We start from the raw sequence: 26,031 nt of genomic DNA on the forward strand, positions 1-26,031 counted from the left end.
GGCTCAAAGTACGCCGGAATAATCACCAAACGTTATCTTTGAAACAAAAATACCTCTAATAATATTCATTGCATTACTTGGAGAATCTTTTGCCATTTCATTTTTGTTGGAATACGTAAAGAAAAAACTCAGATTTTACTCCCTACAAGACCTAATTCGTCATTTCCTTCGATAATAAAGAAAATAATCGTACTCTACGCTACGTTTACCCAGCGCTTTGTTCAGGGAATCTGCTCCATATTTCTCCAAAAGAGTCGGTTCTTTTGAATATAGCGAACGTCCCAGGCCAAGGGCTCCATTAGGTATTTCTGCGCCCATTGACTCCAAAATAGTAGGAAACATATCAAGCGAGGTAAATTCTCGGTTATAACTTTCTGCATTCCGCGACGAATTAATAAAGAAATCTAACCAATAATGCGTAATATTCGCATCTTTAAAGCCAATAAGTTCCGGCGCAGCCATCATCGCATGGTCTCCCATAACGGCAATCACAGTATTGTCATACCATTCCTGCATCTTTGCCCACTTAATAAATGAGTCTATCTGGCGAGACGCACAACGTATTGCAAAGGGCATTTCGTCTTTCTTTTCCACAATGGCATCTGCAAAGCATCTTGCATCAAGGAATCCAGGTGTATGCGTATCAATAGTAAAAAACCATATTGCCCACGGCTCTCCGCTATTAGACAATTTTTCAATATGCTCCTTTACCAATTCATATAACATCACATCCTTGACCCCCCAATGAGATGTAGAATCTTGTCGCACACGTTCATCTCCCAAATAGCTCATCATATCATAATACATCGAAACACTATGCGTTCTTAAGAAGCCCTCCATAGAAGCAAACTTCATATTTGAGCCTTGCGAAACAACAATATCATATCCATTTTCAGCAAGAATGTCGGTTAAGCACGTCACTCCCGGCAAAAAAGACTTTAATGGAACAAAGCTATTTGATATACTCGGGGGGAACATCAACGGGATTCCACATGTCTTAGCAACAGCATCGGCCATAGTCCACCCCATCCCCGTAACTTGAGTCCCTCCCGGCATAAAACTTTGTTCACTTTTTAAATACTCTGTTACTTCGGGAATAAGATTCTTAGAAAGATTCCCTCCATTTACAGAGTCCTGGAAATTGTATTCGATGGACTCAAGAAAAACTAGTATCAAATTTTTCTTTTCTCCAAATTCTATACGTACAGAATCCGGATTAACATACTCTTTCCCGTAAAAATCCGAATGTTTTGGAGTCGCAAGAGAGTCTTTCCAAACAACATAATAATCAGCAATGGGAATATTCGAATAAGCACTGCACGCAAGTATGCAAAAACAAACCATGTTTGTGAGGATTATCAGCCTTCCGTATGTCACACGAATTCTTCGTAGCAATCCTATTTTTTTTTGAAAATAGCGAACAACCCAAAGAAGCGCGGCAACACCGACAAGAACAAGCAAGAATACAATCAACGATTGCTTCAAAACCTCTACTGTCAACATTATTGCAAAATCGCGAGAGCCATCAACATTTTGGGTTAACGTGAACATTACAGCATCTGCATTTTCCAGCGGGAACGTCCGTCTTAACACAGGAATCATCTTAATAAAAACAATTCCCACACCAAGCAAAACTGTAAAAAGAACAGAACTATTTTTTTTCATAGCCAAAAAATCCTTCTAGTCAGAAGGACACGCATATAAATATATTTTTTCATCATCCACAGTCATCGTAGAATCTTCTAAAGCATAAGGCAACGCGACCTTATCCGTAACAAGATGCGAAATTTCTTCTTCTGCGCAAAGAAACGTAACACGGTCCATTAATGTATCTACATCCGCCAACTTATTTATTATCTCCGTAAAGGTATAGAATTTTTCCGATTGCAAATCACGTTCTTTTTTATAAAGCAAATGAGACCGTTCCAATGCTGTTCTATAATGATTTCTATTGAAAATTCCTCCTATATCAATGGATGCTGTAAAATAGCTGCCAGTCATAAATTGCAATCTGGGTTCACTCACATAGTCACCTGATACATAAAAAAGCATCTTGCCCCTTTCTTTTACTTGAGGGAATATTGTTTCATGTAAATAGTCATCCAAATGTAATTCTCTCCCTAAACACTGGTTAATCGAAGACGAATAATTCCAAGTGGCCACAATGCTACATATCAAAAGCCATACCACTATTCCAAAATATGACCACCGCTTTGACAAATAAATTACTACAAAAGAAATGGTTGTAGCAAAGCAAATCCAAGGAAAACTCAACGGCATCCCTCCAAGCATAGTTTGTCGTCTTGTTTCAACATCAATTAACCCATCAAACAGCGAAAGGACAAAAATAATGGAAGCACCGCCCCAATATCTGAGCTTATTCTGACGTGGAACGAAATACAAAAATAAAGGGAGCAATGGGAGCAACATAAAACGCGACATAACAACAGAAACGACTAGGAACAAAGCATACATTATCTTTCGTTGTTTCAAGAAAAGCACTATAAAACCTAATGAAAAAACAAACTGATACACCAGGAGAGAATCTCTAAGACGATAGATTTCTTGATAGTCATAACCAATAAACTGAGAAAAACCTTGCAAGCACCACGTATGGTACTGTTGTACAAGATACCCTCCTAGCAAAAAAACGGCAAATGCCAACGCAAGGCCTTTTAAATCCACCGTCCTTTTCTCTTTCAACAGCAACAAGCCCGCAACAACAGATACAAGGACAACATTACGCGGAGCAACAAAAGAAACAATCAACAGAATCAAGGCCAAATCATGCGTCGTTATTTCTTTTTTCCTTTTTACTTTTCTAATAACATCTTTTGCCAAAGACATCGCCAAGGGGACCGCAACAAGCGATGGAAGCCAGACAGCACGCCATGGTTGCACTTGATACAAAAGTACATGTTCTCCATATCCACCCCATACATCCCAATAAAAAGCGATTATCGACACCAGGAACAACGATATGGATATTCTTCTCACCTGTCCATTCAATGAACGCCAAGCCAAGACTCCCCAGAAAACAACCAACTGCACAAAACGGGAAATAGTTTCGTAGTTTGGAGCAAACGCCAAAGGTCGAGGCAGCCAATCTTCCGACAAGAGGTCGAATCTGCCAAAATGCAGCAGAAACGAAAAAGGAAACAAAAGCGAAGATAATAAAATAGGAATTCTTGTTTTAGGAAAGAAATAGAACAACCAAAAAGGCAAACACCATCCAGCTGTAATAGGATGAATTGAAGTGCCAACTAAAATAAGCAGCAAGCTCAGTACCCTTTTTTGAGCAAAAAGAAGAGCCAAGGCGCCCACCCCAAAAACAGCGGAAAGAGAACGAGAACATGCATATAACGGCACATACTGGAACCAGCGAATATGCGAAAACGGCATTCCATTAGCCAAAAGAGCAACAAACAAAATCGTTATCGGAAGAAACCATAGTCGTTGAGATGTTAAACGCAACAACTGTTTTATCATAAGCACGGCAATTAGCATCCATGCAAATTGAGCCACAAACGTATAGACCAAGCAACCCTTGGCAACACCAAAATACTCTATAAATATTCCAAAAATCGGTGAAAAAAAACCAAAAGAGTCTTGATTACCGAACTCAAAAGCAGGATCCCCCACAAAACGGGCTGGATCAACAGAATACACATACTGTGTCACATATAAAATCGCATCCATCACAATTCCGCTATAACAATACACACAAAAAAATAACGGCATTGCGAACAAAAAAGGCGAACTACCATTTTTTAGAATTTTTTCCATATTCAAAATCGATCCCAACTTCTATTCTTGTAAAAATAAAAAAAGTCGATTTCCATAAAAGGAAACCGACTTCAAAAAGAGACCTGTCAACTAATTAGAGAGACTTAGCCAACTTGTCGAATGCAGGGGTCAAGCCTGCACATTCCGCAGAGCCGTTAGCACCCACGGTATATTGGACATTCCCCTGGTTATTGCCCGTGCCAATCTGAATCGTCAGGTTCCAGGAACCTTCCTTTGCGTCGCAATCATCAAGCTTGTTGATGTTCACGGCCTTCCAGGCATCCGCAACAGCCGTTGTCTTTTTCTGCGGATCTGCACCAGTATATTCAAATTCCGAAGAAGCATACTTAGAAGCATGGCTCTTCTTACCCGGAGCAGAGTAACCGATTTCGGTCCAGTTACCAACAGTGTTGCGTTCGAGAGCGAAGGCATCCTGCATGTTGATGTAAGAACCGGCGGCGGTCGGGATTTCAGAGGCCTTGGACTTGGCGATCATGCCGAACAGCTTAGGCACTGCGACGGCGGCGAGGATGCCCATGATCACGATCACGACCATCAATTCGATAAGGGTAAAACCTTGTTTCTTCATAGTGTACTCCTTGTTGTTTGTGACACACTTGTTTGAGTCCTGGCCCGGAATTGAGCGTTCGACTCGTTTACTTCCCTAATATACACAATTTTTTTCGGAAAAGCAATAGTTTTGTCAAACTTTTGTCATTTTTGTGTCATAACAACCTGGAGCAGACGCAAAAATTGCTTTTTTCGACCAAAATCGCCGTTTTAGGGGTGTTTCGGATGCTTACAATTATAGATTTTTTTCGCAAAAAAGGGGACTTCCGCCGAATTTTTTTATTCCAATGTGGAATATATCACACCCCTTTTGTCACGGTTTTGTCATTTAAAAGGGAGATCCCTGACCATCACTGAAAAAGGTTGACACTTTTTAGGTGATTTTACTGACCGGGTTGACAGTTTCACTGTTTTGGTTTACACCATTTTGCCTCCCGTCTTTCGCGGTATGTCTTCCAGCACCGTTTCTGTGGCCCTTCCTGCCCGTGAACCTCGTCTGGAGTCTGCATCCCGATACTCATGTGCGGGCGCTGGCTGTTGTAGAACTGGATGATCCGCTCCAGTTCGGAGCGGCATTTTTCGCGTGTGGGGATGACGCCCTTTACAAGGTTCGGGTACTTCCTGTAGTTGTGCTCCGAGTACGTTGTCCTGTAGTGCTTGCGCCGCCGCATGCGTACCATCAGGTCGTTCTGCCGGAGCAGTTCGATGAACGTGTCGCGGCCGGGCATCCCGCCGCAGTCGCCCAGGCTATCCGATATCATCCGGTGCAGCTTCGTGCATCCTATGCCCGGATTGTCCCTGCGCAGTTCGCGTGCGGCCTCGATGACGATACCCTCGACGGCATCGTCGGCGAAGTCATGGTCGCCGCGCTTGTAGAACGCCTGCCTGCTATAACCAAACAGCCCGCAGAGGGCATCCAGGGACGCGCCCGGGAGCCGGCTGCGTAGCAGGCCTACCGTTTGGTGCCAGATTTTTTTCTGATGGGTATGTTAAACTTGCTCTCGGCAAGCTCTATCATTGTGTCGAAGGCCTTCGCGCGCAGCGTCTCCGTGTTCAGAGCCTTCTGCAGGCGCCGGTTCTCGAGTTCGAGCTCGCGTATCCTTTCTTCGGGGTCCTTGGCCATGCTGTTAGCCTCGCTTGCCCCCAAAGATAGCGATTCTTCGCGCAGGTAGCGGTCCATCCAGCTGAACAGCACCTGCTTGCTGCTCAGGCGGTATTTCTTCACGATCTCTGCCGCGGTCATCTTGCCCGCCTGGTATTCCGCGACGATTCCCGTCCTGTCCTCGTCCGTAAAGACGGTTCTCTCCTTGACGATTTTCTTCCAGTAGATTGACCCGTTTGTGTCACGGGCCGGGACGGTTCTTACGACCTGTTTTGTCTCCATTTGCACTGTACCTGCCTTTTTGTACAGTGCCAACTTTTTTCAGTATAAGACACGGGGATGACAGAGGAGACCCATTTCTTAGACGCGTTATACCTAATTCGTCCCGCCATTCTGAGACTGGAATAGCGCATTATGGATAAAATAATTCTTAAAAGAAACGCGGCGACCGCTCAGCGGCCGCCTTATGTTAGTTTGAGTAGTCCTTGATTACTTTTTCGAAAGCGCAGACAACCTAGCTTTCGCTTCGGCAATCTTCTCCGGAGAAACACCCAGTTCCTCGAAGACGCTGATAGCATTAGACACTCCCTTCGCCTCGCCGGCATTGAAGAAATGCTCGCCGAAGGTCTCGTAACCCTTGTTCGCGATAATTTCAGGCCTATCCATCTTGATTACCTCGCTCTTGTAGGGCCACTTCCAGAAAAAGTACGAAAGCGACTGTTTGATGAAATCTCTCCCTTCCTCGGTGTTCTGCATCTTAAGCAGGTGCATCGCCGCCTCACGGAAGGACACGGAGAACTTCTCCATATCCCAAATATACTTCATTGCGGTCAAGGCGACAAGGGTAATGGGCGAAAGGCCCTTCAACTCCACATCATTGATACCATGGCCGACATCCAAATAAATCGCCTTGAAAGGGTAACCGATGTCATGGTAGAACTCGGGATATTCCGCAAAATGAACATCAGCAAGCGGATCCCACCCCTTCTCGCCATTATAGACAATGAAGGCGACCACGGGAACATCCTTCTTGCGCTCCAGGAACAGGTGATGGTAATATTCCGAAATTTGGTTCATGACCAGATCGTCCTCATCAGACTTATGCTCGGCAATAATACCCACGTAGAGTCCGGTGACTCCGCCATTCTTGAGATTCGCCTCGAAAACAAGGTCCGCAGAGCCGGCATGCTTATCATTGGAGTGGTTTTCGCTGGCCCCGCGCAAGCTCGCAAGGTCAATGGTATCAAGGAACGCCTTGAGCGAGGGGTTGTGGCGCGAGAACAGCGTCAAGAGTTCCGCCATACGGGAGGGTTTCGCAAAGGCGAACCTAAAGTAACGATCGTGAACGAATTTACTATCGCCTTCGTTCACAGAGTCCACAATTACGTTGAATTCGTGAGCAATATCGCGAACAGCCGTTTCAACAAGGTTTTCATTTTCAGGGTATTTTTCTTTTTCAGTCATTTTTCCGTTTTATGGCGGGAACGCCCCCGCAAAGGCGGATAGAGATGGCCCTATCTATACTATAAAACGGTTTCGCGAGGAAAATGAGCCAAATGGGGCGTGAAAATTTTGTTTACACAAAAAGATCCCCGGTCAAGCCGGGGATGACGAGAAGAGTCGCGAGGATGATAAAAAGACCCTCGCCTGCGCGAGGGTGACGAGAATGGTCGCGGGGGTGACGATTGTTGCGCGGGTCATGTATCCGGCGAATCGATTTCCTTCTTGAGTTCAAGGACGGTTGACTGGGGGAGCCCCGTATAGTAGACAACCTTTTCGACGGGATACCCCTCTCGAAGGAGATTCCTCGCGATTTCCTTGGCCTTTTTCCGGGCTGCGCCGTACTCCCAGTACGACTTGTCGATGTCCTTCATCATGTTGCTAAGCATATGAATTATTTTGCCGAATAAGGACGAGACGGTTCGTTTTGTCATTTGATGGCGAGAGCCGCATCCACTTTTTCGGCGGGAACGCCAATGGAACGGAGGTATTCCGCAATCCTAGCCTCACGGGCGGCGTTCTTTTCGCGCTCTTTCTGGGCTCCGAGCTTTTTACCGCGACGAAGGCCGTTGCGCTCCGCAGCACGGCGGCGGTCGCCGGCAGTAACAATACCCAGTGCCTGTCCTATACTCATGCGCATACGCAACTCCTCTACGACGTTTTCGTCGATGTACTCTCCTAAATATAGTTCAATTTTTTCGACAAGGGTAGCCCTCGATTCATTTTCCATCTTCGAGAGCATCCGAACAATTTGTTTTACGACACCTTTCAACTTTTCACCATTGAACGCGTACTTCATCACCAGTGCACCAACGGCTGCTTCAATGTTCTTTTCGGCAAAACACTTGCTGTCGGGAATATCGGCAAGGTTCACAAGGACGCATTCAAAAGGCAATTCGCGACCGTTGAACTCACCCCTGAACTTCGCACGAAATTCTGCCATAGGGTCCCAGTCCTTCTGGCCGTTGTAGATGATGATAGCCTTCGTCGGATACCAGCCGAAATCGGACGAGCCCTTGTTCACCATGATCTCGAATACATAGCGGTAGATTTGCGAGAGCACGTCCTTCTTGCGGTAGGACTTATGTTCAAGAAGAATACCCACGAAGATTTCGGGACCGTTCTTGAGACTCGCCTTGAAGGCGAGATCGGCCTCGCCCCACTCCTTCACATTGCTGTAGTTACCGGGAATGAGTTCAAGGGTCTGCATATCAACTGACGCAAGCATCCTGCGGAGTTCGGGGTTCCGGTACTGCGCAAGCCGCAGGAGGGTACGAGCATTCTCAGGAACAGCATAGATGTAACGGAAGAAGGGATCGTGCTTACGACGCACGGGCGCCTTCGGTTCTTTTTTCAAATCGGCTTTGTTCTCAGCCATTTTATAGTCCTTTTGCGCGGCAATGCGACCGCTTCGCGGATAGAGACACCCCTATCTATACTATAAAACGGTTTCGCGGCGAAAATGAGCCAAACGGGGCGTGAAAATTTTGTTTACATAAAAAGATCCTCGCCTACGCGAGGATGACGAGAATGGGCGCGGGGGTGACGAGAATGGGCGCGGGGATGACGACAAACGCCCCGGCAAAACCGGAGCGTTTATGCTTTGGGGTGTGGAATTCCCTATTTCACGATAATGCGGAACACGGAGCCTGCATTGCCGCGGACGAGGTAGGAGCCTGCGCGCTTGACGGAGTTCTTGGTGAGCGCGCGGAGGTCTTCGACGCCGTGGGTCGTGAATTTCGCCACGAGGCGGCCCTGCATGTCGAACACGCTGTAGTTGCGTTCGTTCTCGGGGAGCAACACCATGGGGCGGCGCGGAATGTCGGTCTTGTCGCTCGGGCCGATATCGGCCGTTTCCGTCACGTCCTTCTCGGGCTGGTTCTCGTAAATCTCCTTAATTTCCTTCTGGCCATACGGTGCTGGCGGAAGGTCGTTCGTGCCAAAGTTGCGGAAACCGAGCAGCGAGTATTCGGTCGGGTCGTTCAGTTGCTTGCGGATAGGCGCAATGCGGAACTTGTGAGAGTATTCGCGGTTCGCATTCAGGCGGTATTCGTTGAGCGGTTCCGCACCCCAGCTGTTGATGCCGCCGAGGCCCATCTGACGCAGGTCGACACGCATCGTGATATCCTTGTTGCGCTTGAGTTCCCACGGAAGCTTGGTATCGGAAAGCTGTTCCGGAGTGTAGTGCTGCGCGTTGAATTCCATGCGCGGGGAGCCCACGACCATCACGCCCTTGCCCGATTTTTCGTTGGTGAGCGTCGCCCACTTCACGTCGGTGCGCTGGCCCGTTTCGCCGATTTCCATGTACATGACCGTCATGGAATCCACGAGAGTCGAGTAGATGCCCATGAAGCTGCCGCGGTTACGACCGATGTAGTTCTCGTCGGGGCCGCGACCGAAGTAGCGAACCTTTTCGTAGCCGCCCGGCACGGTGAATAGCGTACCCACGTTCGGGATGTAGCTCCTGGAGCCGTCCGGAGTAAATGAGTATTCCACCACGATATCGCCGCTGCCGTACACGTAGTAGGTCATCTTCATCTTGGAACTGCCCACGTCCGGGAAACTGAAGTTGAATGTCACCCGGGTTTCCTGCGGAGAGACTTCGTCGACTTCGGAGGTCACGTTGCGGCTCTTGCTCGCCTTGCGCCATTCGCCATGGCCACGTTCCATGTTGTAGCCCTTGTCGTTGTCGGTCGGGGCGCGCCAGAAGTTCGGGATACCGCCATTCTTGATGATGGTATCGCCATCGAGAACATAGCTCGCAAGCGTACCCGCCTTCTCGTCGAAGGTAATCTTGAAGTCGGTTCCTTCGATGGTGAGGCCGCTCCCCCTAGAAACCCTGTGACCATCCAGAGTGCTGATATCCACTTCGGTAGACCAGAGCTGGCCCAGGTTGATGCCGAACTGTTCATGGGCGACGCTGTGACCCGCCTTGGCCCAGAGTTCATCCTTCTTCAGGCGGAAATCGATATCCAGGAAGTACTCGGCACCGATTGTCGTCTCGATATCCGGCATTTCGATGGTCACTTCCTTCTTCTGCAGAGGCCCGATATTCATCTGCGAGCCGCTCAGCTTGCCGTCCTTGATAACCTTGCCGTTCTCGCGAATCTGCCAATAGGCATCGAGGAAGTCGCCGAGGTTCTTGAACAGGTAGCGGCTCTCGATTTCGATCTTGCCCTTCGCGGCGTCGACGTTCTTCACGCGAAGCTGGCTATACTGGTACTTGACCTCCCACATTTCGGGCTGAATCTTTCTATCCGGGAACACGAGGCCGTTCGCGCAGAAGTTGTCGTCGTTCTGCCAGTCGCCCCACATGCCGCCGAATTCCCAGTACGGAGTACCCTTGTGGTGCAGTCCCTGGTCGATGAAATCCCAGATGAAGCCGCCAAAAGCCCGCGGGTTGCCGTAGAAGGCGTTCATGTATTCCTGGAGGTCGCCCACGGAGTTGCCCATGGCGTGTTCGTATTCGCAGAGCATTACCGGCTTGTTCGCATCCTTGTAACCGGCGATGTAGTCGTAGCCCCAGTACATCTGGCTCGTCACGTCGGCATTGTTGTTGTCGCCTTCGTAATGCACGTAGCGGGTAGAGTCGATTTCGTGGGCACGCTGGCGTTCGGAGGCAAACACATTGCCGTTACCGGCCTCGTTGCCGAGCGACCACAGGATGATACTCGGGTGGTTCTTGTCGCGCTGCACCATGCTGTTCAGGCGGTCCACCACCGGAGCGCGCCAGTCGTCGCTGCTCTTGGGCAGGTCGCCGTTTGCGCCGTGGCTTTCCACGTTCGCCTCGTCAATCACGTAAATACCGTACTTGTCGCAAAGATCGTACATTACCGGGTTGTTCGGGTAGTGCGACATGCGGAGAGCGTTGATATTGAACTGCTTCATCAGGATGATATCCTGTTCCATGCGCTCGTAGTTCACTGCGCGTCCGTTATCCGGGTCGAGCTCGTGGCGGTTCACGCCGTGGAACTTGACCGGCATGCCGTTCACCAGCAGGCGCGGGGCTCCGTTGTCCTTCTTGATTTCGACCGTGCGGAAACCGATCTTGTTGCTTTCGACCTGGATGATCTTGCCCGCGTTATCCTTGATGGTGAGCACCGCCGTGTAGAGGTACGGAGTTTCTGCAGACCAGCGGTTCGGCTTGGCATACGGGATTTCGAAATGCACGCTCTTTTCGCCACCGTTCGCGCCGATACCCGAGACCTTCTGCGCCGTCGGGGCAATCACTTCGCTGCCGGCATCGTTGTAGAGCGAAAGTTCGACGGTATATTCGCCCGAAGAGGAACCCGTGGAATTGTAAATCCAGGCAGTCGTCTTCAGCAAGCCATCGGTATAGTTGTTCGTGAGCGTTGCGTCAATCTGGAAGTCCTGAATATGGACCTCGGGCACGGCGTAGATGTACACGTCACGCATGATGCCCGAAAGGCGGATGAAGTCCTGGTCTTCGAGCCAGGAGCCGTCGCACCAGCGGAACACCTGCACCGAAATGTTGTTCTCGCCCTTGCGCAGGTACTTGTTGATATCGAACTCGTGACCCGTGAAGGAGTCTTCGGAATAGCCCACGTAGTTGCCGTTCACCCACACGTAGTATGCGGATTCCACGCCCTCGAAATGCAGGCGGATGCGCTTGCCGGCCCACTTGTCGGGCACGGTGAAGGTGCGGCGGTAGTGGCCCACCGGGTTAAAATCGGTCGGGGCGCCCGGAGCGGACACGCGGTTGTTCTGCGCCCACGGGTAAACCACGTTGGTGTAAATCGGGTGGTCGTAGCCGAGAATCTGCCAGGAACTCGGCACAGGAATCTCGTCCCAGCCGGACACGTCGTAGTTGTCCTTGTAGAAGTCGTTGTTGCGCTGGCTCGGCTTGTCTACGTGGTAGAATTTCCACTTGCCCGAAAGCGTCTGGTACCATTCGGATGCATGGCGGTCGCCCTTGATGGCCTCCTGCACCGTAGTGTAGGGCATCGAGGTCACGTGCGGGTTAAGCCGGTTCACACCGAAAACGCGCGGTTTGCCGTTCCATTCGTCGTTCGGGCCGCTCTGCGCAAAAGCGGAGCCCGCAAGCGCGGCAAAAATGGCCGCACACGAAACAACCTTGGCTATTTGGGAATTCTTCATAACATCCTCTTTGTTTATTCTACACCATAAAGAAAAATACCCCTTTTTGAGGGGCATTTAAATGTCATTTCGGCAAGTTCCGTGGATATTTTATCAAGAGGGGATGGGCTTTTTAATCAAAATTCAGCCGCAAAGTCCGGATTCCGAGCGATTTTCCCCGAACCGAAACCATGATAGCGAAATGCCCCCTGCCGAGTCCGGAAAGGTCCATCACGGCCGATTCCCCGGCAAACGCGGAGCGCATCACCTCGTTTCCCTGCATGTCGAATATGCGGACCGTCTTTGTCCCGCCCGTTCGGGCATTCACGGCCAGGCGGCGGCCATCTAGTGACATGGAGAATTGCGGAGGCACCTGCGTCTGCACGGCAAACGTGGCCGACGAAACCGCTTCTGCCGAGCTACTGGACTTGGCCGTCTCAGAACTGCTGGAGACGGCCTCCACCGAGCTGCTGGACTGCGACGACGAAGATCCCGCAGACGAAGCCGGGACCGGCGATTCGCATTTTGCGACCTTGACGGATGCGTCCAGAGTAAAACATACAAACGAATCATCCGCCTTCACGAAGTTGAATACGCCCGGAACCGGAGAGGCCGTTCCCGACTTGTAGACCAGCGGCGAATAGGAAGTCTTGGAGCCCCACGAACCACTCAACAGCGACGCCTTGATATCGACGCGGTTAAAATTGCCCATCCCGTTGATATTGTTGTTTTCCCAGGCCTCCAGCTCGTACTTGATATACCAGACCCAGACCCCGTTGTAGGCGTAGTCCTGCCCATGCGTAATGCCGGTATCGTATCCCTTTGCCGGGCGGTATTCCACGATAAAGTATTCATCCTTGTCGGACGGGTTCGTGACCGAATACGCCTGGCCCTGGTCGATATCGCCAAGCATGATTACGCCCGTATCCGCGGTCGTGAGTTCCGAAAGCGTCATCCAGCCCATCGTCTCGCGTTCGAACGCATTGAACTTTGCAGGGATCCGCCCGTTTTCATTATACATTCCCAACGACATCAGGTCGTAGGAGGCGGCGCCCAGTTCATCTTCGCCCGAATCCCTTACCCCGTAATGGTCCATAAGCCCAAGCACATGCGCAAACTCATGGACAAAGATGCCGAACTTGTTCAAGTTGCCCGCCCTGTACAAATCGTTGTCGGCGTCTTCGAGCTGGGCGATCAGGAGATACTTGTCAAAGACATAGCCGAAGTTGTTCGGCTTGTATCCGAAAGGAGCACGGAACACGTTGTTCGAACCATTGGCCTGCATCCAGAACTGGTGCGCCCAGAAGTCCTCGCTGTAGACCAGGACATCCTCTTCGCGTCCGGGGAACAGGAAAATAAAGCCGTCCACCAGCTTCTTGTTCCTGTTCGACACGTACTTGTCCACGTCGAAATCCGCACGCTTCACGAGCAGGTCAACCCCCTCCTTCGTCAATTCGTTTTCGTAGAGCGAGTCATTTGCCGAATTCACATACTGCACAAGCTCTTTCGAAATCGTGATGGGGAAAATGTCGAAATGCGGGCTGAAGTTCCCGTTGGAAGATTCCAGATAGAAATCGCGCACGCTGCCGATGTTCCCTTCGCTATCGGAATAGCCTTCCTCGTTAAAAAAACGCCACATCCTTGCAGAATCGACGGCAGCCTGTTTCGGGGTCGAGACCAGCAGCACGGGGAACCACCTCTCGCCCATCACCCAGTTTTCGGCACGCGGGCGCTTGCGCTTGACGGCGGTACCCGTCGCATCGTAGGAATAGTCAGCCGCGACAGCGTCGTATGCCACGTTCTGATTCCGGAAGCGTTCTCCCTTTTTTGCCCTGTAGGCCTCGCGGGCGGCCGCCTGGTCAATACCGGCGACAAAAGCCGTTTCGCGGGAATCGCGGAGCGCAGGGTCCTTCGCCTTCACTCCCGAACGCAGGCCGTCATTGCCGACGTAGACGAAATCCCCCGCAGAATCGCGTTCCACGAGCAGCCCGTCGGCGGTCTGCACAAAATGATAATGTTCATCGCCCAAGGTGCGCACGCTCAGCGTCGAGCCGTCGGACTGCACATGCTTTTTTACAAAGGGGTTTGCCGGATGCGCGAGAGCACCCGTCACGCACAAAGCGGATACAAGCAACGTTGTCTCAAGCAGTTTCATCGGATACCTACCATTCTATAGCCCAGCGATTTCCCTGCCGCATCCACGCGCACAATCAAGAAACCGCTCCGTGAAACAAGCGAACGCGACTTACGGAGGTTTACGCCATGCGACATTCCATCAAACGATTCCGCAAAGACCAGGTGCCCCTGCATGTCAAAAAACCGCACCGTTTTCGCTCCCGCCACCGGGGCAAGCACATTCAGCATTCCGCCTTCGTAGCGCACCTCGAAACCCACGTGCGGCACGGCGTCCGCGGCAATCCGTTCCGTAGCCGAAGAAGAAGCCACGTCCGTCGACGAACTGCTGCGCCACGGCCACCGGAAAGAAGAACTCGACGAGGAACTCATTACGGCGCTGCTGGAACTCTCCACAGAACTGCTCGAAGCTATGGAGCTGCTAGAAACCACGAAACTGCTCGAGCTTTTTGCAAGTTCGCAGTTGCCGACAGCGACGGATCCGTCTACGGCAAAGCACACTAGGTCGTCCTGTTCCTTTATATTGAAGAGTCCCGGAAGCACTTCCACATTCTTCCACGAAAGCACGGGCGAAAGTTTCGTCACGTTCTGGCTTCCGGGGAACGGGTCATCCTTCAAGTGCGACCCGCCGTAGGATGAAGAGGCAAAGCCGTCGTAGTAGTCCGTCACGCGCTGGTTTCCCGCTTCCACGACATCCACGCGCTGGTGCCTCGGCACATCGTTGAGGTTGTCATCGGTCCACGAATTCGCATCGTAGTCGATATGCCACACGAGCAATCCATGGTTCGGGAGGGCGGCGTCCCACTTGACCTTCTGGCGGTTCTCGAACACGAACCACTCGTTTTGGCTCGCACCCGCATGGTAGGCAAAGTTGCTCGTACCGAGCGGCGGGAGCGTTTTCACTTCGGAATCTTTTTCGAGAGTCGTGTATTCGAGCCAGCCCATGAAATTCCGTTCGAAAGCGCTATAGTTCGGAGGATTGTTCTGCCCGTTATACATGCCGGTCGCCATCACGTCCCACGCGTGCGCACCCGGAGCCTGGGTATCGGAATTGGAATAACTTATGTAGCAACTGTCGCTCCATACGCAGTAATGGTCCCTGAGTCCCATGGTATGGCTGAACTCGTGGATAAACCTCTCGAAGATATCACCGACCTGGTTCAAAATAAAGTAATTGTTAAATCGTTTCCCGTTTCCGGCATTCAGCCTTCCGCAAGCGTTCCACCGAAGTTCATACTGGAACCCGCCCAGGTGAGAATCGCCCGACTCGACGATGTTCCCCGCATACAGGACCGCAAAGGCATCGACCTCGCCATCATTATCGGAATCGTAGGCACCCGCATCGAACGACGGATATTTCGACAAGACCGCGGCAATCGTCTTTTGGATCAGCTGATATTCCACGCCGATATAATTCCGGAAAGAATCGCCGACCTTGACGATATAGAGGTCGAAAGACGGAACGAATAGTCCTCCCGACTGGTCTATGAAGTAATCGCGGATCGAGCCGACGTAGTTCTTCGCCTTGTAATTTTCCTGGTTCATGTAGGCATACATACTGGCGGAATCCGCATTCTTCGTGTTGTTGTCTTCTACCAGGAATACGGGAAAGCGGTTCGTGCCATTCGCATGCGAATATGCCGCCGGAAGCCTCAGGACAGGCGGGACATCTTCTGCGGCGGAAGCGGATGCATTAGCACCCCCAGCGGCGTCCGGACTTTTCGCCGTGGGCACCCAGGAAGCGCGTTTCGATTTCTGCTTGGAATCGGGCCGTTTGTACCTGTCGGGGTGCTTTTCCCTGTGCCTGTCGCGGACCTTCTGGTTGTCGAGGCCGTTCAGGAACGCCTTTTCTTCGGCAGTGCGCTTTCCAGGATTTTTCGCCTTGAACCGGGAACGTTCGGCATTCTCGTCCGCAAAGAAGAACACTCCGTTCGAATCGCGCATCACGAGGAAGCCGTCTTCTGTCTGCGTGAAACGGTAATGTTCGTCGCCGAGCGTACGGACAGAAAGGGAATCGCCATCGTTATCGATAGTCCTGAGCACGGGATTCGAGGGATAGGCAAACGACATGGCCGTCAGCCCAGCGCACAAAGCCGAGCAAAAGAAAAACTTGTCAAGAGAATGGGTTCCCATTACCAAACCGCTCCTTTACATTCATCAAACAGCATTATAAATATATCCTCGGATACGTGCAAAAACAATCGCACGAAATGATTTTTTCGTGTAAAACTTGTGTTTGTCGCCTGTTTTTTACGATTTTCGAGCGGGATGGTCCCGTTTTTAGCGCACTGCGGGTGTCACCCTGAAATACCCGGCAAGCCGGCCGCCCAACTCGAGACGCACCACGAGGGGAGAGCCATGAGCCACGCGGCCGAGGTCAAGTCGATGCAATTGGCCCGCGAACGAAGCCGAAGCGAGCGCATTGCCCTGCATGTCGAAGACGCGGACAATTTTCATTCCGGATTCGGACACACGGATTTCGAGCGTGCGACCATCCATCGCGATATGGAAGCCAGCCGCTCCCGGAACGTCGCGCCCCGCGAATGTCGTCGAGAAGCTGGACTCCGGTTCGAATGACGAACTCGACTGGACGCTGCTGGAGGATTCCACGCTCGAGCTGGATTCGAATTGCGCGCTGCTGGAGCTTTCCTCGCTGGAACTCGACCCAAGCAACGAACTGCTCGATTCGGGCGCAGAACTGCTCGACGAGACACGGACAAATTCGCAGTTTTCCACGGCAACCGTCGAATCGAGAACGAAACACACGTTCGTATCGGGCTCGACAATGCCGAAGAGACCGGCAAGCACCACGGAACTGTCCCACGCGAGCACCGGCGAAAGCTTCGTCACGTCCAGGCTTCCGGGGAACGGATCGTCCTTCTGCCGCGCACCACCGCCCTGGCTCATGTAACCGCCCGTCTGGCTGAGAACGCGGATATCGCCCGCTTCGACTATGTCCACGCGCTGGTGCTCCGGGACATCGTTCATGGCATCGAGAGTCCATGCGCCGGAATTAAATTCGATATGCCACACAAGCATCCCGTGATTCGGGAGACCGCTATCCCACTTGACATGCTGGCGGTTCTCGAAAACATACCATTCCTTGTCATTTACGTTCACGTAGTATGCAAAGTTGTTCGTACCGAGCGGGGGGAGCGCCTTCACCTGCGAATCCACTTCAAGGGTCGTGTAATCGAGCCAGCCCATGAAATTTCGCTCGAACGCGCTGTAGTTGGGCGGCTTACGGTAGTTCCCGTTATACATGCCGGTCGCCATCACGTCCCACGCATGTGCTCCCGGAGCCTGGTAGGCGCTGTCGGCATAGTAGGCGCTGCAACCGCTCATCCTCACGCAATAATGATCCTTGAGACCCATCGTATGGCTGAATTCATGGATTAGCTGCACGACATGGCTTGCACCTTGGTCTATGATAAAGCAGGTGTTGAATTTTTTCCCGTCCGGCGTCTCGACAACCGAACTGTATTTTTTGAGTGTAGTCTGGAAGCCGCCCAGGTGCTTGGTCCCCAGCTTGTAGCGGGAACCCGCATACATCACGCCGAACGCATCTATCTCGCCATCGTTATCGTAGTCATAGAGCGAGGCATCGAATGACGGGTACTTTTCGAGCATCGAGAGGACGGCGCGCTTCATGAATTCCGCCTCCTTCCCGATGTATCCGCTGAAGGGTTCACTCTCGCTCACCAGGAAGATATCGAATTGCGGTTCGAATACGCCCGACGACTGATCGACAAAGTAATCCCTCGCCGACCCCAAATAGCCATCCTCGTTATAGCCTGCAACATTCAGCCGCGCATACATTCCCGCAGAATCTAGATTTTGCAATCCATTCGCTTCGCCTGCCACAAGGATTATCGGGAATCGAAGTTTCCCTGCCGAATGGTGCGACTTCGGGAGTACCTTGGGAACCCACGGTGCAGGCGCCACCCGATGTTCCATATCACGGTCCGCAAACCGGTCCGGAGTCCGGCGGCGATGTTCCCTGAACGTTTTTTCACGGTTGAGCCCGTTCAGAAACGCCCTTTCTGCGCTCTTGCGCCTGTGCGGATTCCGCGCCTTGAACTTGGAGGGTTCGCCATTTTCGTCGGCGTAGTAGAAGACATTCTTTTCGTCGGCAACCACGAGGTAGCCGTCTTCCGTACGCGTGACGCTGTAATGTTCGTCGCCCAGGTCCTGGAGCGTTAGCGTATCGCCATCGTTGATGACACTGCGACGTTCGCTAGGGTCCAGCGGCGACGCAAGCACTGCAGCCGGCAACAATGCGCATAGCAAGGCCATCCCAGCAGTCAGGCGAAATTCACCCATCAAACACTCCCTACAAATAATCTACTAGTGGACAAGCACCTTCTTCGCGCCGTAGCCGTCGACCTTCACCAGGTAGGCACCGCTCTTCACGGATTCCAGATTCAGCGTCGCGCGGCCCGCATTCAAAGTACCCGAGGCGACCTTCGAGCCGTCAAGCCCGAGCACCGTCACCGTAACGCCGTTCCTTGCGCCGGCAGCGTTCACCGTGAGCATACGGCCGGAAAGGTGCACGCCAAACCCTGCGGCAACGACATTCACCTTCGGAACAGAGACCTTTTCCGGAACTGCGATAAACGGTTTGTTCTCGTCGTAACGGGCGACAAGCGCATTCATGAACCACGTGGTATGCGGGAGCCACTGTTCGTCCCAGCGCCACACCTGCCACGATTCTTTCATCGCATCGAAGCCCACCGCGGCGACACCGTCATCGGTCCAGGCGATTCCCGAACCGTCGTTGTTCTTGCCGGTAATGCCGTTCGCGATACCGCCCTTGAGCGTCGCATCGTAATTCGACTGGCCGTCATAAATATTGGGATTCTTCTTGCCGATACCGTACATCATGCAAGTTGCGTAAGGGTTCTTGCCCAGAATCCAGTCGAGCTGGTCGGCAGCGTATTTGTTCACGCCGTCATCAAGCGACTTGAGAGCATTTGCAGCATACACCGCAGCAGCGGCAAGGCTTGCAATTCGCGCATCTTCACCCTGCCACCAGTAGTTGCTCTCGTTGTCGTGCGGAATAAAGAAACCGTCCTTGATGGCATTGTTCGTCTTGTAGGTCTGGCGAGCATAACCGAACGGGTTTTCTACCTTGTTCGTAATGGTGACAAGCCATTTCAGGTGCTTTTCGATGGCAGTCTTCGCGGCTCTCATGATATCTGCCCCAGGAATAACGCACTCTACGTCAGGCGGACACGGTTCGTAATCCACCATGGCTTCCGCTTCCAAGTAGCGCACCAACGCCATCAGCGGGAGGCCAGCATCGCTCGCATGCCAGAACGGGCGCGTCTTCGCGTCGTCGCTCCAGAAATACCCGTCATCGCTCAAGCGACCGACAAGGTGCTCCGCACGCGCCTGCATATCCTTCTGGTACTGGCTATTGCCTGTAGCCACATAGAGTTCCGTCGCTGCGAGGAGAGCCGTGTAGTCGTCGATGATGTTTTCCTTGCCGTCGTCACAGTAGGCGCAGTTGCCGCCCATGCTCTGCTTCGAGGTCAAATGTTCGTAAGCCTTCTTCGCCGCATCCAGGTACTGCGCCGCAGTGTAGTCTCCCTTGGCCGCAATGTTCATCCCTTCGAGATGCGCCACGCGGGCAAGGCCGGCAATCGCCATGCCACCGCCTTCACGGAACGCCGTCTGGTAATCGGCACTCTTTATGCCGTCGGAACCCTTGAACGCACAGAGTTCGCGCTTGCCCATCGGGCTTCCCCAGTTGTCGAACACCGTCATGTAGAAGAATCCCTGGTCGTCGAGCATGCGCACCAGGAAATCCGCACCGAACGCCGCCTCGTCGGCAGTCTTCACCTTGGTGCTCGTACTGCCGAGCAACTGCGGAATGTGTTCTGCCGCAAAAGCGAGCGACCACACCGTGAGCGGAATCTGCTGCGGGTTCAGGTAGTTCGCATAGGAAAGGTGCGAAAGGTACTTGCTCACGTCGCCGCTCGCATCGTACCAGCCGCCGTGGACATCGCGGGTGGCGCCGCTCCCGTACACGGGAATCTTCTGGTCCATCGCCACAATTTCTTGCCGGCTCGCGCGGTCGTTGTAGAAGTAATCCATCACCATGCCAAGAGTCTTTTGCGCAAGGGCCTTGTCACCGATGAAGAACTTCTGCGAAGCCGACGGGCTACCCGCAGACACTTCCACATGGAAACTGCCCGACTGCAGCGGTTTGTCCGTAAGCTTGATGGTGTAGAACTTCCCGTTGTTCGTCCAGTTGTCCGGATTTACGCCCGCACCGAACGTGCCTGTCGCCACGGAGGCGCCGGTCATGTCGCCATCCGGGTCAAACCACAGGGTCCACTTTTGCCCTTCGAGGTTGTCGGTGCTCTTGACCACGATAGAAATCGGCTGGTCGGAGTCGTAGCCCGCCTCGTTAAAGTAGAAGGTATTGTCCGCGAAAGCGGATGCCGCAATCGCGAGGGAAAGGGGTATAAACGTTGTTCTCTTCATGGTATTGAATATAAGTTTTCGGGGCTAGTTTATCAATAAAGAAACTATTAGGTGTGCTCCCCGCCATGTCCTTTTGCTTTGTTTTCTACGCGAATTTAGCGTTAAATAACAAGGCGGATGTAAGTCCCGACTTCTTTTCAGACCTTGCATTCTCAAATTACAAGCCAAAAGCAAGTCTTTCCGTAACGTAAAGGCTTAGGTTTTCAAACAAAGCAACCGCCTATGGCTGTCGAATTTCACCATTTCACCACTTTTCTACGCTTGTTTTGCGTTAAATAAGCCATTTTCTTTTTCAGCCATACTTTTTTCCTTGACCGGCGCTTTTGCAGAACCTATCTTTGCGGAGCAATTAAAAAAGGAACCCAACCATGTACTACGAAAGCATCAAAGTTCTCGACTGCACCATCCGCGACGGCGGACTCGTCAACAAGCACGACTTCTCCCTGGAATTCGTCCGCCGCCTCTACACCCTCCTCACCGCAGCCGGCATCGACTACATGGAAATGGGCTACAAGAACTCCCCCGAACTTTTCGACCCCAAGGAATACGGCCCGTGGAAGTTCTGCGACGACGACCTGCTGTGGAAAGTGAAGGACGGCATCGATTCCAAGATGAAGATGGCCGTGATGGCCGACGTGGGCCGCGTGAACATGGACGCCGTGAAGCCCGCATCCGAAAGCCCCTACCAGATGTTCCGCGTGGCAAGCTACGTGAAGAACATCGACAAGGGTATCAGCATGGTGAACGCCTTCCATGACATGGGTTACGAGACGACCCTCAACATCATGGCCGTAAGCCGTGACCGCGGTCCGGAACTCGACGAAGCGCTCCACCAGGTGCAGGAAGAATGCAAGGCCGACGTGCTCTACCTCGTCGACAGCTTCGGCGCATTCTACCAGGAAGACATCGACAAGGAACTCGCGCGCTACAAGGGAATCGTGAAGGGCAAAAAATTCGGCTTCCACGGCCACAACAACCAGCAGCTCGCCTTCTCCAACACGATCCAGGCCATCATCAACCACGTGGACTACCTCGACGGTTCTGTTTCCGGCATGGGACGCGGCGCGGGCAACTGCACCACCGAGCTTCTGCTCAGCTTCCTCAAGAACCCCAAATACGACCTGCGTCCGGTTCTCGACGCCATCGAGGAACTGTTCCTCCCGCTACAGCAGAAGTACGAATGGGGCTACATCATCCCGCAAATGATCACGGGCATGCTCAACCGCCATCCGCAAGACGCCATCGCCGTGCGCAAGACGGAAGACCGCGACCACTACCGCAAGTTCTACGAAAAGATGGTCAACGACTAATCCAAAAGGCGAATCCAGCACGAAAACCTGCTTTCGTATTAGTGAGCCGAAGGATTAGGGACTGCGAAGCAGGCCCCTAGGAGCCGAGCGTCGCCCCTACTTCTTCAGCAGGAACCCGGCAACCGACTTCTCGCGGACGAAAGTCTGCTTCGCAGCCTCCTGAACGGCGGCTGCGTTTACTTTTTCCAGTTCGTCGGCCCAGTTGAGGAAGATGTGGTAGTCGCCGAACATCTCGTACCAGGCGAGCATCGTCGCGACATTTTCCATATCGGTAAAGCTGCGGACGAGGCCCGCATAGGTATGGTTCTTCACCTTCTGGAATTCGCGTTCGCTCACGGGTTCGTTCTTGAGCTTTTCAAGTTCTTCCCATACGATCTTCTCGACCTTCTCCGCATCGGCATCGAGCCTTAGGCTCACCATCACGGAGAATTCGGATACATACTTGTTCGGGCTGTTGCCCGCCTTCACGCTCACCGCGAGCTTTTCCTCTTCGACCAGGCGCTTGTAGAGCCTGCCGGAACGCCCGTTCAGCACGCCTTCCGCGATATCGAGCGCATAGAGGCTCGGGTCGCCCACTTCGGCCGTCTTGAACACGAGCGAATAGAGGTTCGGCGCATCGGGGCGAATCTGCTTGAAACGCTTCTCGCCCACCTGCTCCGGGTCACGCACCGTAATCGGCGGGAACGCCTCGCCCGCAGGGATATTGCCGAAGTACTTCTTCACCATCTCCATCGTGGAGGCAGTATCCAGGTCGCCCGCCAGCACGAGAATCGCGTTGCGCGGCTTGTAGTACTTGCGGTAATGCTCGTCGGCCATTTCGCGGGTCAAGTTCATGATGTCGGACGGCCAGCCGATAGTCGGCACGCGGTAGGGGAACGCCTCGTAGATAAGCGAATTCATCGTCTCGAAGAAGCGGCCCGTGGGCTTGTCGTCGTAACGCATGCGGCGTTCCTCACGCACCACGTCGCGTTCGGAGTAGAATTCGCGCAATACCGCATTCTGCATGCGGTCGGATTCCAGCCACATGAAAAGTTCAATCTTGTCCTTGGGGAGCGTGACGATGTAGGCCGTCATGAGGTCAGTCGTGAACGCGTTGAGGCCCGTGCCGCCCACGGACTGGTAGGCGCCCCAGAGTTCATCCTTCACAAATAGCTTGCGCTGTTCATTCAAGAGGGAATCGTGTTCGGCAGTGAGCTTCTTTACGGTAGCGGTATCGCCCGCAAGCTTTGCCGGACGGATAAGCGCCTGCAGGCTGTCCTCGCGCGCCATGAACGCCGCATCGGCGATGCTGTCGGTGACGCCCACCTTGTTGGTGCCCTTGAAGAGTTCGTGTTCCAGGATATGCGCAAGGCCGGACTTTCCCGGAACCTCGTGCACCGAGCCCGTCACGTAAAAGAGGCGGCAGCTCACCGTGGGTGCCTGCTTGTTCGGGTGCAGCAGCACCGTGAGCCCGTTTTCGAGAACTTCCTTGTGGACGGGGAGATTCACGCCCGCCTGGGCAGGGGCAAACAGCATGAGCGCACCCGCAATACCGGCAGCAATACCAGAAACCTTTCGCATAAGACCTTTCATAGCCATGAATTTAGTAAAACTTTTCCCGAGGGTTTCGCCACACGCGCGACCTAGCGTTCGAGCGTCTTGATTTCGCCGCGCCTTACGCGTTCTTCGCTGTACGGGTCGATGTGCACGAGCGCATCCACCACGTTCTCGCCCGCGTCGATGAGCCTGCGTTCCACATCCTCGGCCAAATCGTGCGCCGCAAGGAGGGTCATCTCGGCAGGCACCACCACGTGCAAATCCACATGCAGGTCAGAACCCACGTAGCGCGTGCGGAACCCGTGTATGCTGATGACGTTCGGGCAGGCAAGCGCCACTTCCTTCAGCTTCTGCGCGACCTCCTCGCTCGCCCCCACATCGGCGACGCGGTGAATCCCGGGCCAGGCAATCTCGTAGCCGGAATGCAGGATAAAGCAAGAAACGATAATCGCGCCGACGGAATCCGCGAACCAGAGCGTCGGGAAAATTATCCCGAACAGGACCGCAATCAAAACAGGAATAGAACTGTACGCATCGCTCCGGTGGTGCCAAGCATTCGCTTCCACGGCCTCGCTACGCATGGCACGCCCTTTCGCCCGCGTATAGCGGAAGAGGGCTTCCTTCACGACAATGGAGACCGCAGCCATCACGGCCGCAATCCACTCGGGGTGCGACTGTTCGCCGTTTACAAGGGCCATTATGGCATTGTAACCGAGCCCGATACCCACCGCGCATACGGCAAGCCCGATACCCACCGAGATGAGCGTCTCGAAACGCCGGTGCCCGTACGGGTGGTCCGCATCGGGGGGCGCGTTCCAGAACTTGGAACCGATGATTATCGCGATGTCGGTAATGAAATCCGATGCACTGTGGATGGCGTCGGCAACAAGCGCCTGGGAGCCCCCAAAATAGCCCGCGAAGAACTTGCCCACGGAAAGAACCACGTTCCAGACAAGCCCTACCAGCGTTACGCTGCGGACCTCGGAGCTGTCGTCTTTCTTTCTGATGCGCGTCATGCGACCTAATATAAAATTTATTTTATAAGCAAATGAAGGCGTTTTTCGCTTCCCATGCAACCTTTTTGGCCCGCAGGGCATCAAAATACCCAGAAAAAGGGCAATACTTTCTATTTTTTAGGCTGCATCTATGAAAATCTTGAAGAAATTGCTGAAAATCGCCATCGTGCTCGCGGTACTTGCGGGAATCGCCTACGGCGTGAAGTTCTTCTTCTTTACGGAGAAGGCAAGTGACGCCGCAGGCCCGCTCGTGAGCGCGAAGGTCACGCAGACTACGATTTCGACGACAATTTCGGCAACGGGAACGCTCGAGCCGGTCGACCAGGTGGAAGTGGGTACGCAGGTCTCGGGCGACATCGCGAAAATCTACGTCGATTTCAATTCCAAGGTCAAGAAAGGCCAGGTGATTGCCGAACTCGACAAGTCGAAGCTCAAGGCGACGCTCACGCAGGCAGAAATCGCCTACCGGAGCGCAGAAAACGACTACAAGTACAAGGAATCGACCTACAACCGCGTGAAGAAACTCTCGGAGAGCAATTCCGCGAGCGCCGTGGAACTGGAAACTGCCGAATACAACATGAACGCGGCAAAGTTCGCCGTGGAACGCAGCAAGAACGAGGTGAACCAGGCAAGGCTCAACCTGAGCTACGCGACCATCAAGAGCCCGATTGACGGCGTAGTCCTGAAGCGCGCGGTAGAAGTGGGCCAGACGGTGGCCGCCTCCATGAGCACGCCCACCCTGTTCGTCATCGCGAAGGACCTAAGCCAGATGAAGGTGATGGCCGCCATCGACGAGGCGGATATCGGCCAGGTGAAGCAGGGCCAGAAAGCGACATTCACCGTCGACGCATTCCAGGGAGAATCGTTCAACGGCGCGGTACAGGAAGTGCGCCTGAACCCGACGACCACGAGCAACGTGGTGACATACACGGTGGTGATTACCGCGGAGAACCCGGAACAGAAGCTCTTGCCCGGCATGACGGCGACCTGCACCATCGTGACGCAAGAGGTGAAGGATGCCATCGCGATTCCCGTGAAGGCACTCAAGTTTACTCCCGCAGACGGGACCCCGATGGCCGACCCGAAGGACATGCCGCGCCCGCCGCGCATGGACCGCGACTCGCTCGCAGGCGACAGCGCATTTGCGAAGGGAGATTTCCCGCCTCCGCCTCCAGGAGGTTTCGGCCCGCCGGGTAGCGGAACCGGCGGCTCCGGAAAGTTCGGGCCTCCGGGCAAGGGAGTTTTCAAGAAGCGAGCCGGAGCGAAGAAACCCGCGGGCGACCACGTGTGGGTCAGCATCGACGGGAAGGCGGCCCCCCGCAGGGTCAAGACCGGCATCAGCGACGGAGTGAACATCCAGATTCTGAAGGGGCTATCCGTCGGCGATTCCGTCGTGGTGAGCCAGGAAAGCGTCGGCGCCGCCAGTACCGAGAAGGCAAAGGCCTCGAACCCGTTCATGCCCAGCCCTCCGGGCCGGAAAAAGAAATAA

At 53.1% G+C, this 26,031-nt stretch carries 18 protein-coding genes; 3 read left to right on the forward strand and 15 right to left on the reverse strand.

The window, feature by feature from the left end; all coding sequences use genetic code 11:
- Positions 1-159: 159 nt before the first annotated feature.
- The 4 genes from B2310_RS03065 to B2310_RS03080 form a co-directional block, all read right to left on the reverse strand.
- Positions 160-1,665 (reverse strand): LTA synthase family protein, encoded by a 1,506-nt coding sequence (locus B2310_RS03065; RefSeq protein WP_290728582.1) that lies wholly within the window; start codon positions 1,663-1,665, stop codon positions 160-162.
- Positions 1,666-1,680: 15 nt separating this feature from the next.
- Positions 1,681-3,786 (reverse strand): hypothetical protein, encoded by a 2,106-nt coding sequence (locus B2310_RS03070; protein WP_290728584.1) that lies wholly within the window; start codon positions 3,784-3,786, stop codon positions 1,681-1,683.
- 94 nt (positions 3,787-3,880) lie between these two features.
- The gene (locus tag B2310_RS03075) at positions 3,881-4,375 is read right to left on the reverse strand and encodes a type IV pilin protein (RefSeq protein WP_290728586.1); all 495 of its coding nucleotides are present in this window, start codon (positions 4,373-4,375) and stop codon (positions 3,881-3,883) included.
- 385 nt (positions 4,376-4,760) lie between these two features.
- Complete coding sequence (locus tag B2310_RS03080; RefSeq protein WP_290728588.1) at positions 4,761-5,117, reverse strand: integrase core domain-containing protein; 357 nt, start codon at positions 5,115-5,117, stop codon at positions 4,761-4,763.
- Positions 5,118-5,120: 3 nt separating this feature from the next.
- On the opposite strand from B2310_RS03080, the gene B2310_RS03085 reads away from it, so the two are divergent.
- Positions 5,121-5,303 (forward strand): hypothetical protein, encoded by a 183-nt coding sequence (locus B2310_RS03085; RefSeq protein ID WP_290728590.1) that lies wholly within the window; start codon positions 5,121-5,123, stop codon positions 5,301-5,303.
- A 5-nt stretch (positions 5,304-5,308) separates the two neighbouring features.
- On the opposite strand, the gene B2310_RS03090 is transcribed toward B2310_RS03085, so the two are convergent.
- The 9 genes from B2310_RS03090 to B2310_RS03130 form a co-directional block, all read right to left on the reverse strand.
- The gene (locus tag B2310_RS03090; protein WP_290728592.1) at positions 5,309-5,740 is read right to left on the reverse strand and encodes a transposase; all 432 of its coding nucleotides are present in this window, start codon (positions 5,738-5,740) and stop codon (positions 5,309-5,311) included.
- Between the two features lie 207 nt (positions 5,741-5,947).
- Positions 5,948-6,922: an Rpn family recombination-promoting nuclease/putative transposase gene (locus B2310_RS03095; protein WP_290728594.1), complete on the reverse strand. Its 975-nt coding sequence runs from the start codon at positions 6,920-6,922 to the stop codon at positions 5,948-5,950.
- A gap of 233 nt (positions 6,923-7,155) precedes the next feature.
- A complete protein-coding gene (locus B2310_RS03100; protein WP_290728596.1) occupies positions 7,156-7,347 on the reverse strand; it encodes a hypothetical protein in 192 nt (63 codons plus the stop codon).
- A 41-nt stretch (positions 7,348-7,388) separates the two neighbouring features.
- Positions 7,389-8,336 (reverse strand): Rpn family recombination-promoting nuclease/putative transposase, encoded by a 948-nt coding sequence (locus tag B2310_RS03105; RefSeq protein ID WP_290728599.1) that lies wholly within the window; start codon positions 8,334-8,336, stop codon positions 7,389-7,391.
- Positions 8,337-8,578: 242 nt separating this feature from the next.
- Positions 8,579-12,076, reverse strand: coding sequence for a glycoside hydrolase family 2 TIM barrel-domain containing protein (locus B2310_RS03110; RefSeq protein ID WP_290728601.1), 3,498 nt, complete (start codon positions 12,074-12,076; stop codon positions 8,579-8,581).
- Between the two features lie 112 nt (positions 12,077-12,188).
- Positions 12,189-14,210: a M6 family metalloprotease domain-containing protein gene (locus B2310_RS03115; RefSeq protein WP_290728603.1), complete on the reverse strand. Its 2,022-nt coding sequence runs from the start codon at positions 14,208-14,210 to the stop codon at positions 12,189-12,191.
- Positions 14,207-16,258 (reverse strand): hypothetical protein, encoded by a 2,052-nt coding sequence (locus B2310_RS03120; protein WP_290728605.1) that lies wholly within the window; start codon positions 16,256-16,258, stop codon positions 14,207-14,209. Before B2310_RS03120 ends, B2310_RS03115 begins: the two co-directional genes overlap by 4 nt.
- 210 nt (positions 16,259-16,468) lie before the next feature.
- Complete coding sequence (locus tag B2310_RS03125; RefSeq protein WP_290728607.1) at positions 16,469-18,511, reverse strand: hypothetical protein; 2,043 nt, start codon at positions 18,509-18,511, stop codon at positions 16,469-16,471.
- A 24-nt stretch (positions 18,512-18,535) separates the two neighbouring features.
- Complete coding sequence (locus tag B2310_RS03130; RefSeq protein WP_290728609.1) at positions 18,536-20,680, reverse strand: glycoside hydrolase family 9 protein; 2,145 nt, start codon at positions 20,678-20,680, stop codon at positions 18,536-18,538.
- A 368-nt stretch (positions 20,681-21,048) separates the two neighbouring features.
- Between B2310_RS03130 and B2310_RS03135 the strand changes: the two genes are divergently transcribed.
- Positions 21,049-21,990 carry an aldolase catalytic domain-containing protein gene (locus tag B2310_RS03135; RefSeq protein WP_290724934.1) on the forward strand — a complete coding sequence of 314 codons (942 nt, stop codon included), beginning with the start codon at positions 21,049-21,051 and terminating at the stop codon, positions 21,988-21,990.
- A 96-nt stretch (positions 21,991-22,086) separates the two neighbouring features.
- On the opposite strand, the gene B2310_RS03140 is transcribed toward B2310_RS03135, so the two are convergent.
- Positions 22,087-23,562, reverse strand: coding sequence for a M16 family metallopeptidase (locus B2310_RS03140; protein WP_290728611.1), 1,476 nt, complete (start codon positions 23,560-23,562; stop codon positions 22,087-22,089).
- A 50-nt stretch (positions 23,563-23,612) separates the two neighbouring features.
- Positions 23,613-24,542 carry a cation diffusion facilitator family transporter gene (locus B2310_RS03145; protein ID WP_290724930.1) on the reverse strand — a complete coding sequence of 310 codons (930 nt, stop codon included), beginning with the start codon at positions 24,540-24,542 and terminating at the stop codon, positions 23,613-23,615.
- 130 nt (positions 24,543-24,672) lie between these two features.
- Here B2310_RS03145 and B2310_RS03150 point away from each other — a divergent pair, with 130 nt between their 5' ends.
- Positions 24,673-26,031 (forward strand): efflux RND transporter periplasmic adaptor subunit, encoded by a 1,359-nt coding sequence (locus B2310_RS03150; RefSeq protein ID WP_290728613.1) that lies wholly within the window; start codon positions 24,673-24,675, stop codon positions 26,029-26,031.

The organism is Fibrobacter sp. UBA3629, assembly GCF_002374005.1.
GTDB lineage: Bacteria > Fibrobacterota > Fibrobacteria > Fibrobacterales > Fibrobacteraceae > Fibrobacter.

Bases quoted from the DNA above. Each gene is read 5' to 3' on its own strand.
- B2310_RS03065 (WP_290728582.1), bottom strand. From the start codon at position 1,665: ATGAAAAAAAATAGTTCTGTTCTTTTTACAGTTTTGCTTGGTGTGGGA.
- B2310_RS03070 (WP_290728584.1), bottom strand. From the start codon at position 3,786: ATGGAAAAAATTCTAAAAAATGGTAGTTCGCCTTTTTTGTTCGCAATG.
- B2310_RS03075 (WP_290728586.1), bottom strand. From the start codon at position 4,375: ATGAAGAAACAAGGTTTTACCCTTATCGAATTGATGGTCGTGATCGTG.
- B2310_RS03080 (WP_290728588.1), bottom strand. From the start codon at position 5,117: ATGATATCGGATAGCCTGGGCGACTGCGGCGGGATGCCCGGCCGCGAC.
- B2310_RS03090 (WP_290728592.1), bottom strand. From the start codon at position 5,740: ATGGAGACAAAACAGGTCGTAAGAACCGTCCCGGCCCGTGACACAAAC.
- B2310_RS03095 (WP_290728594.1), bottom strand. From the start codon at position 6,922: ATGACTGAAAAAGAAAAATACCCTGAAAATGAAAACCTTGTTGAAACG.
- B2310_RS03100 (WP_290728596.1), bottom strand. From the start codon at position 7,347: ATGCTTAGCAACATGATGAAGGACATCGACAAGTCGTACTGGGAGTAC.
- B2310_RS03105 (WP_290728599.1), bottom strand. From the start codon at position 8,336: ATGGCTGAGAACAAAGCCGATTTGAAAAAAGAACCGAAGGCGCCCGTG.
- B2310_RS03110 (WP_290728601.1), bottom strand. From the start codon at position 12,076: ATGAAGAATTCCCAAATAGCCAAGGTTGTTTCGTGTGCGGCCATTTTT.
- B2310_RS03115 (WP_290728603.1), bottom strand. From the start codon at position 14,210: ATGAAACTGCTTGAGACAACGTTGCTTGTATCCGCTTTGTGCGTGACG.
- B2310_RS03120 (WP_290728605.1), bottom strand. From the start codon at position 16,258: ATGTCGTTTGCCTATCCCTCGAATCCCGTGCTCAGGACTATCGATAAC.
- B2310_RS03125 (WP_290728607.1), bottom strand. From the start codon at position 18,511: ATGGGTGAATTTCGCCTGACTGCTGGGATGGCCTTGCTATGCGCATTG.
- B2310_RS03130 (WP_290728609.1), bottom strand. From the start codon at position 20,680: ATGAAGAGAACAACGTTTATACCCCTTTCCCTCGCGATTGCGGCATCC.
- B2310_RS03135 (WP_290724934.1), top strand. From the start codon at position 21,049: ATGTACTACGAAAGCATCAAAGTTCTCGACTGCACCATCCGCGACGGC.
- B2310_RS03140 (WP_290728611.1), bottom strand. From the start codon at position 23,562: ATGAAAGGTCTTATGCGAAAGGTTTCTGGTATTGCTGCCGGTATTGCG.
- B2310_RS03145 (WP_290724930.1), bottom strand. From the start codon at position 24,542: ATGACGCGCATCAGAAAGAAAGACGACAGCTCCGAGGTCCGCAGCGTA.
- B2310_RS03150 (WP_290728613.1), top strand. From the start codon at position 24,673: ATGAAAATCTTGAAGAAATTGCTGAAAATCGCCATCGTGCTCGCGGTA.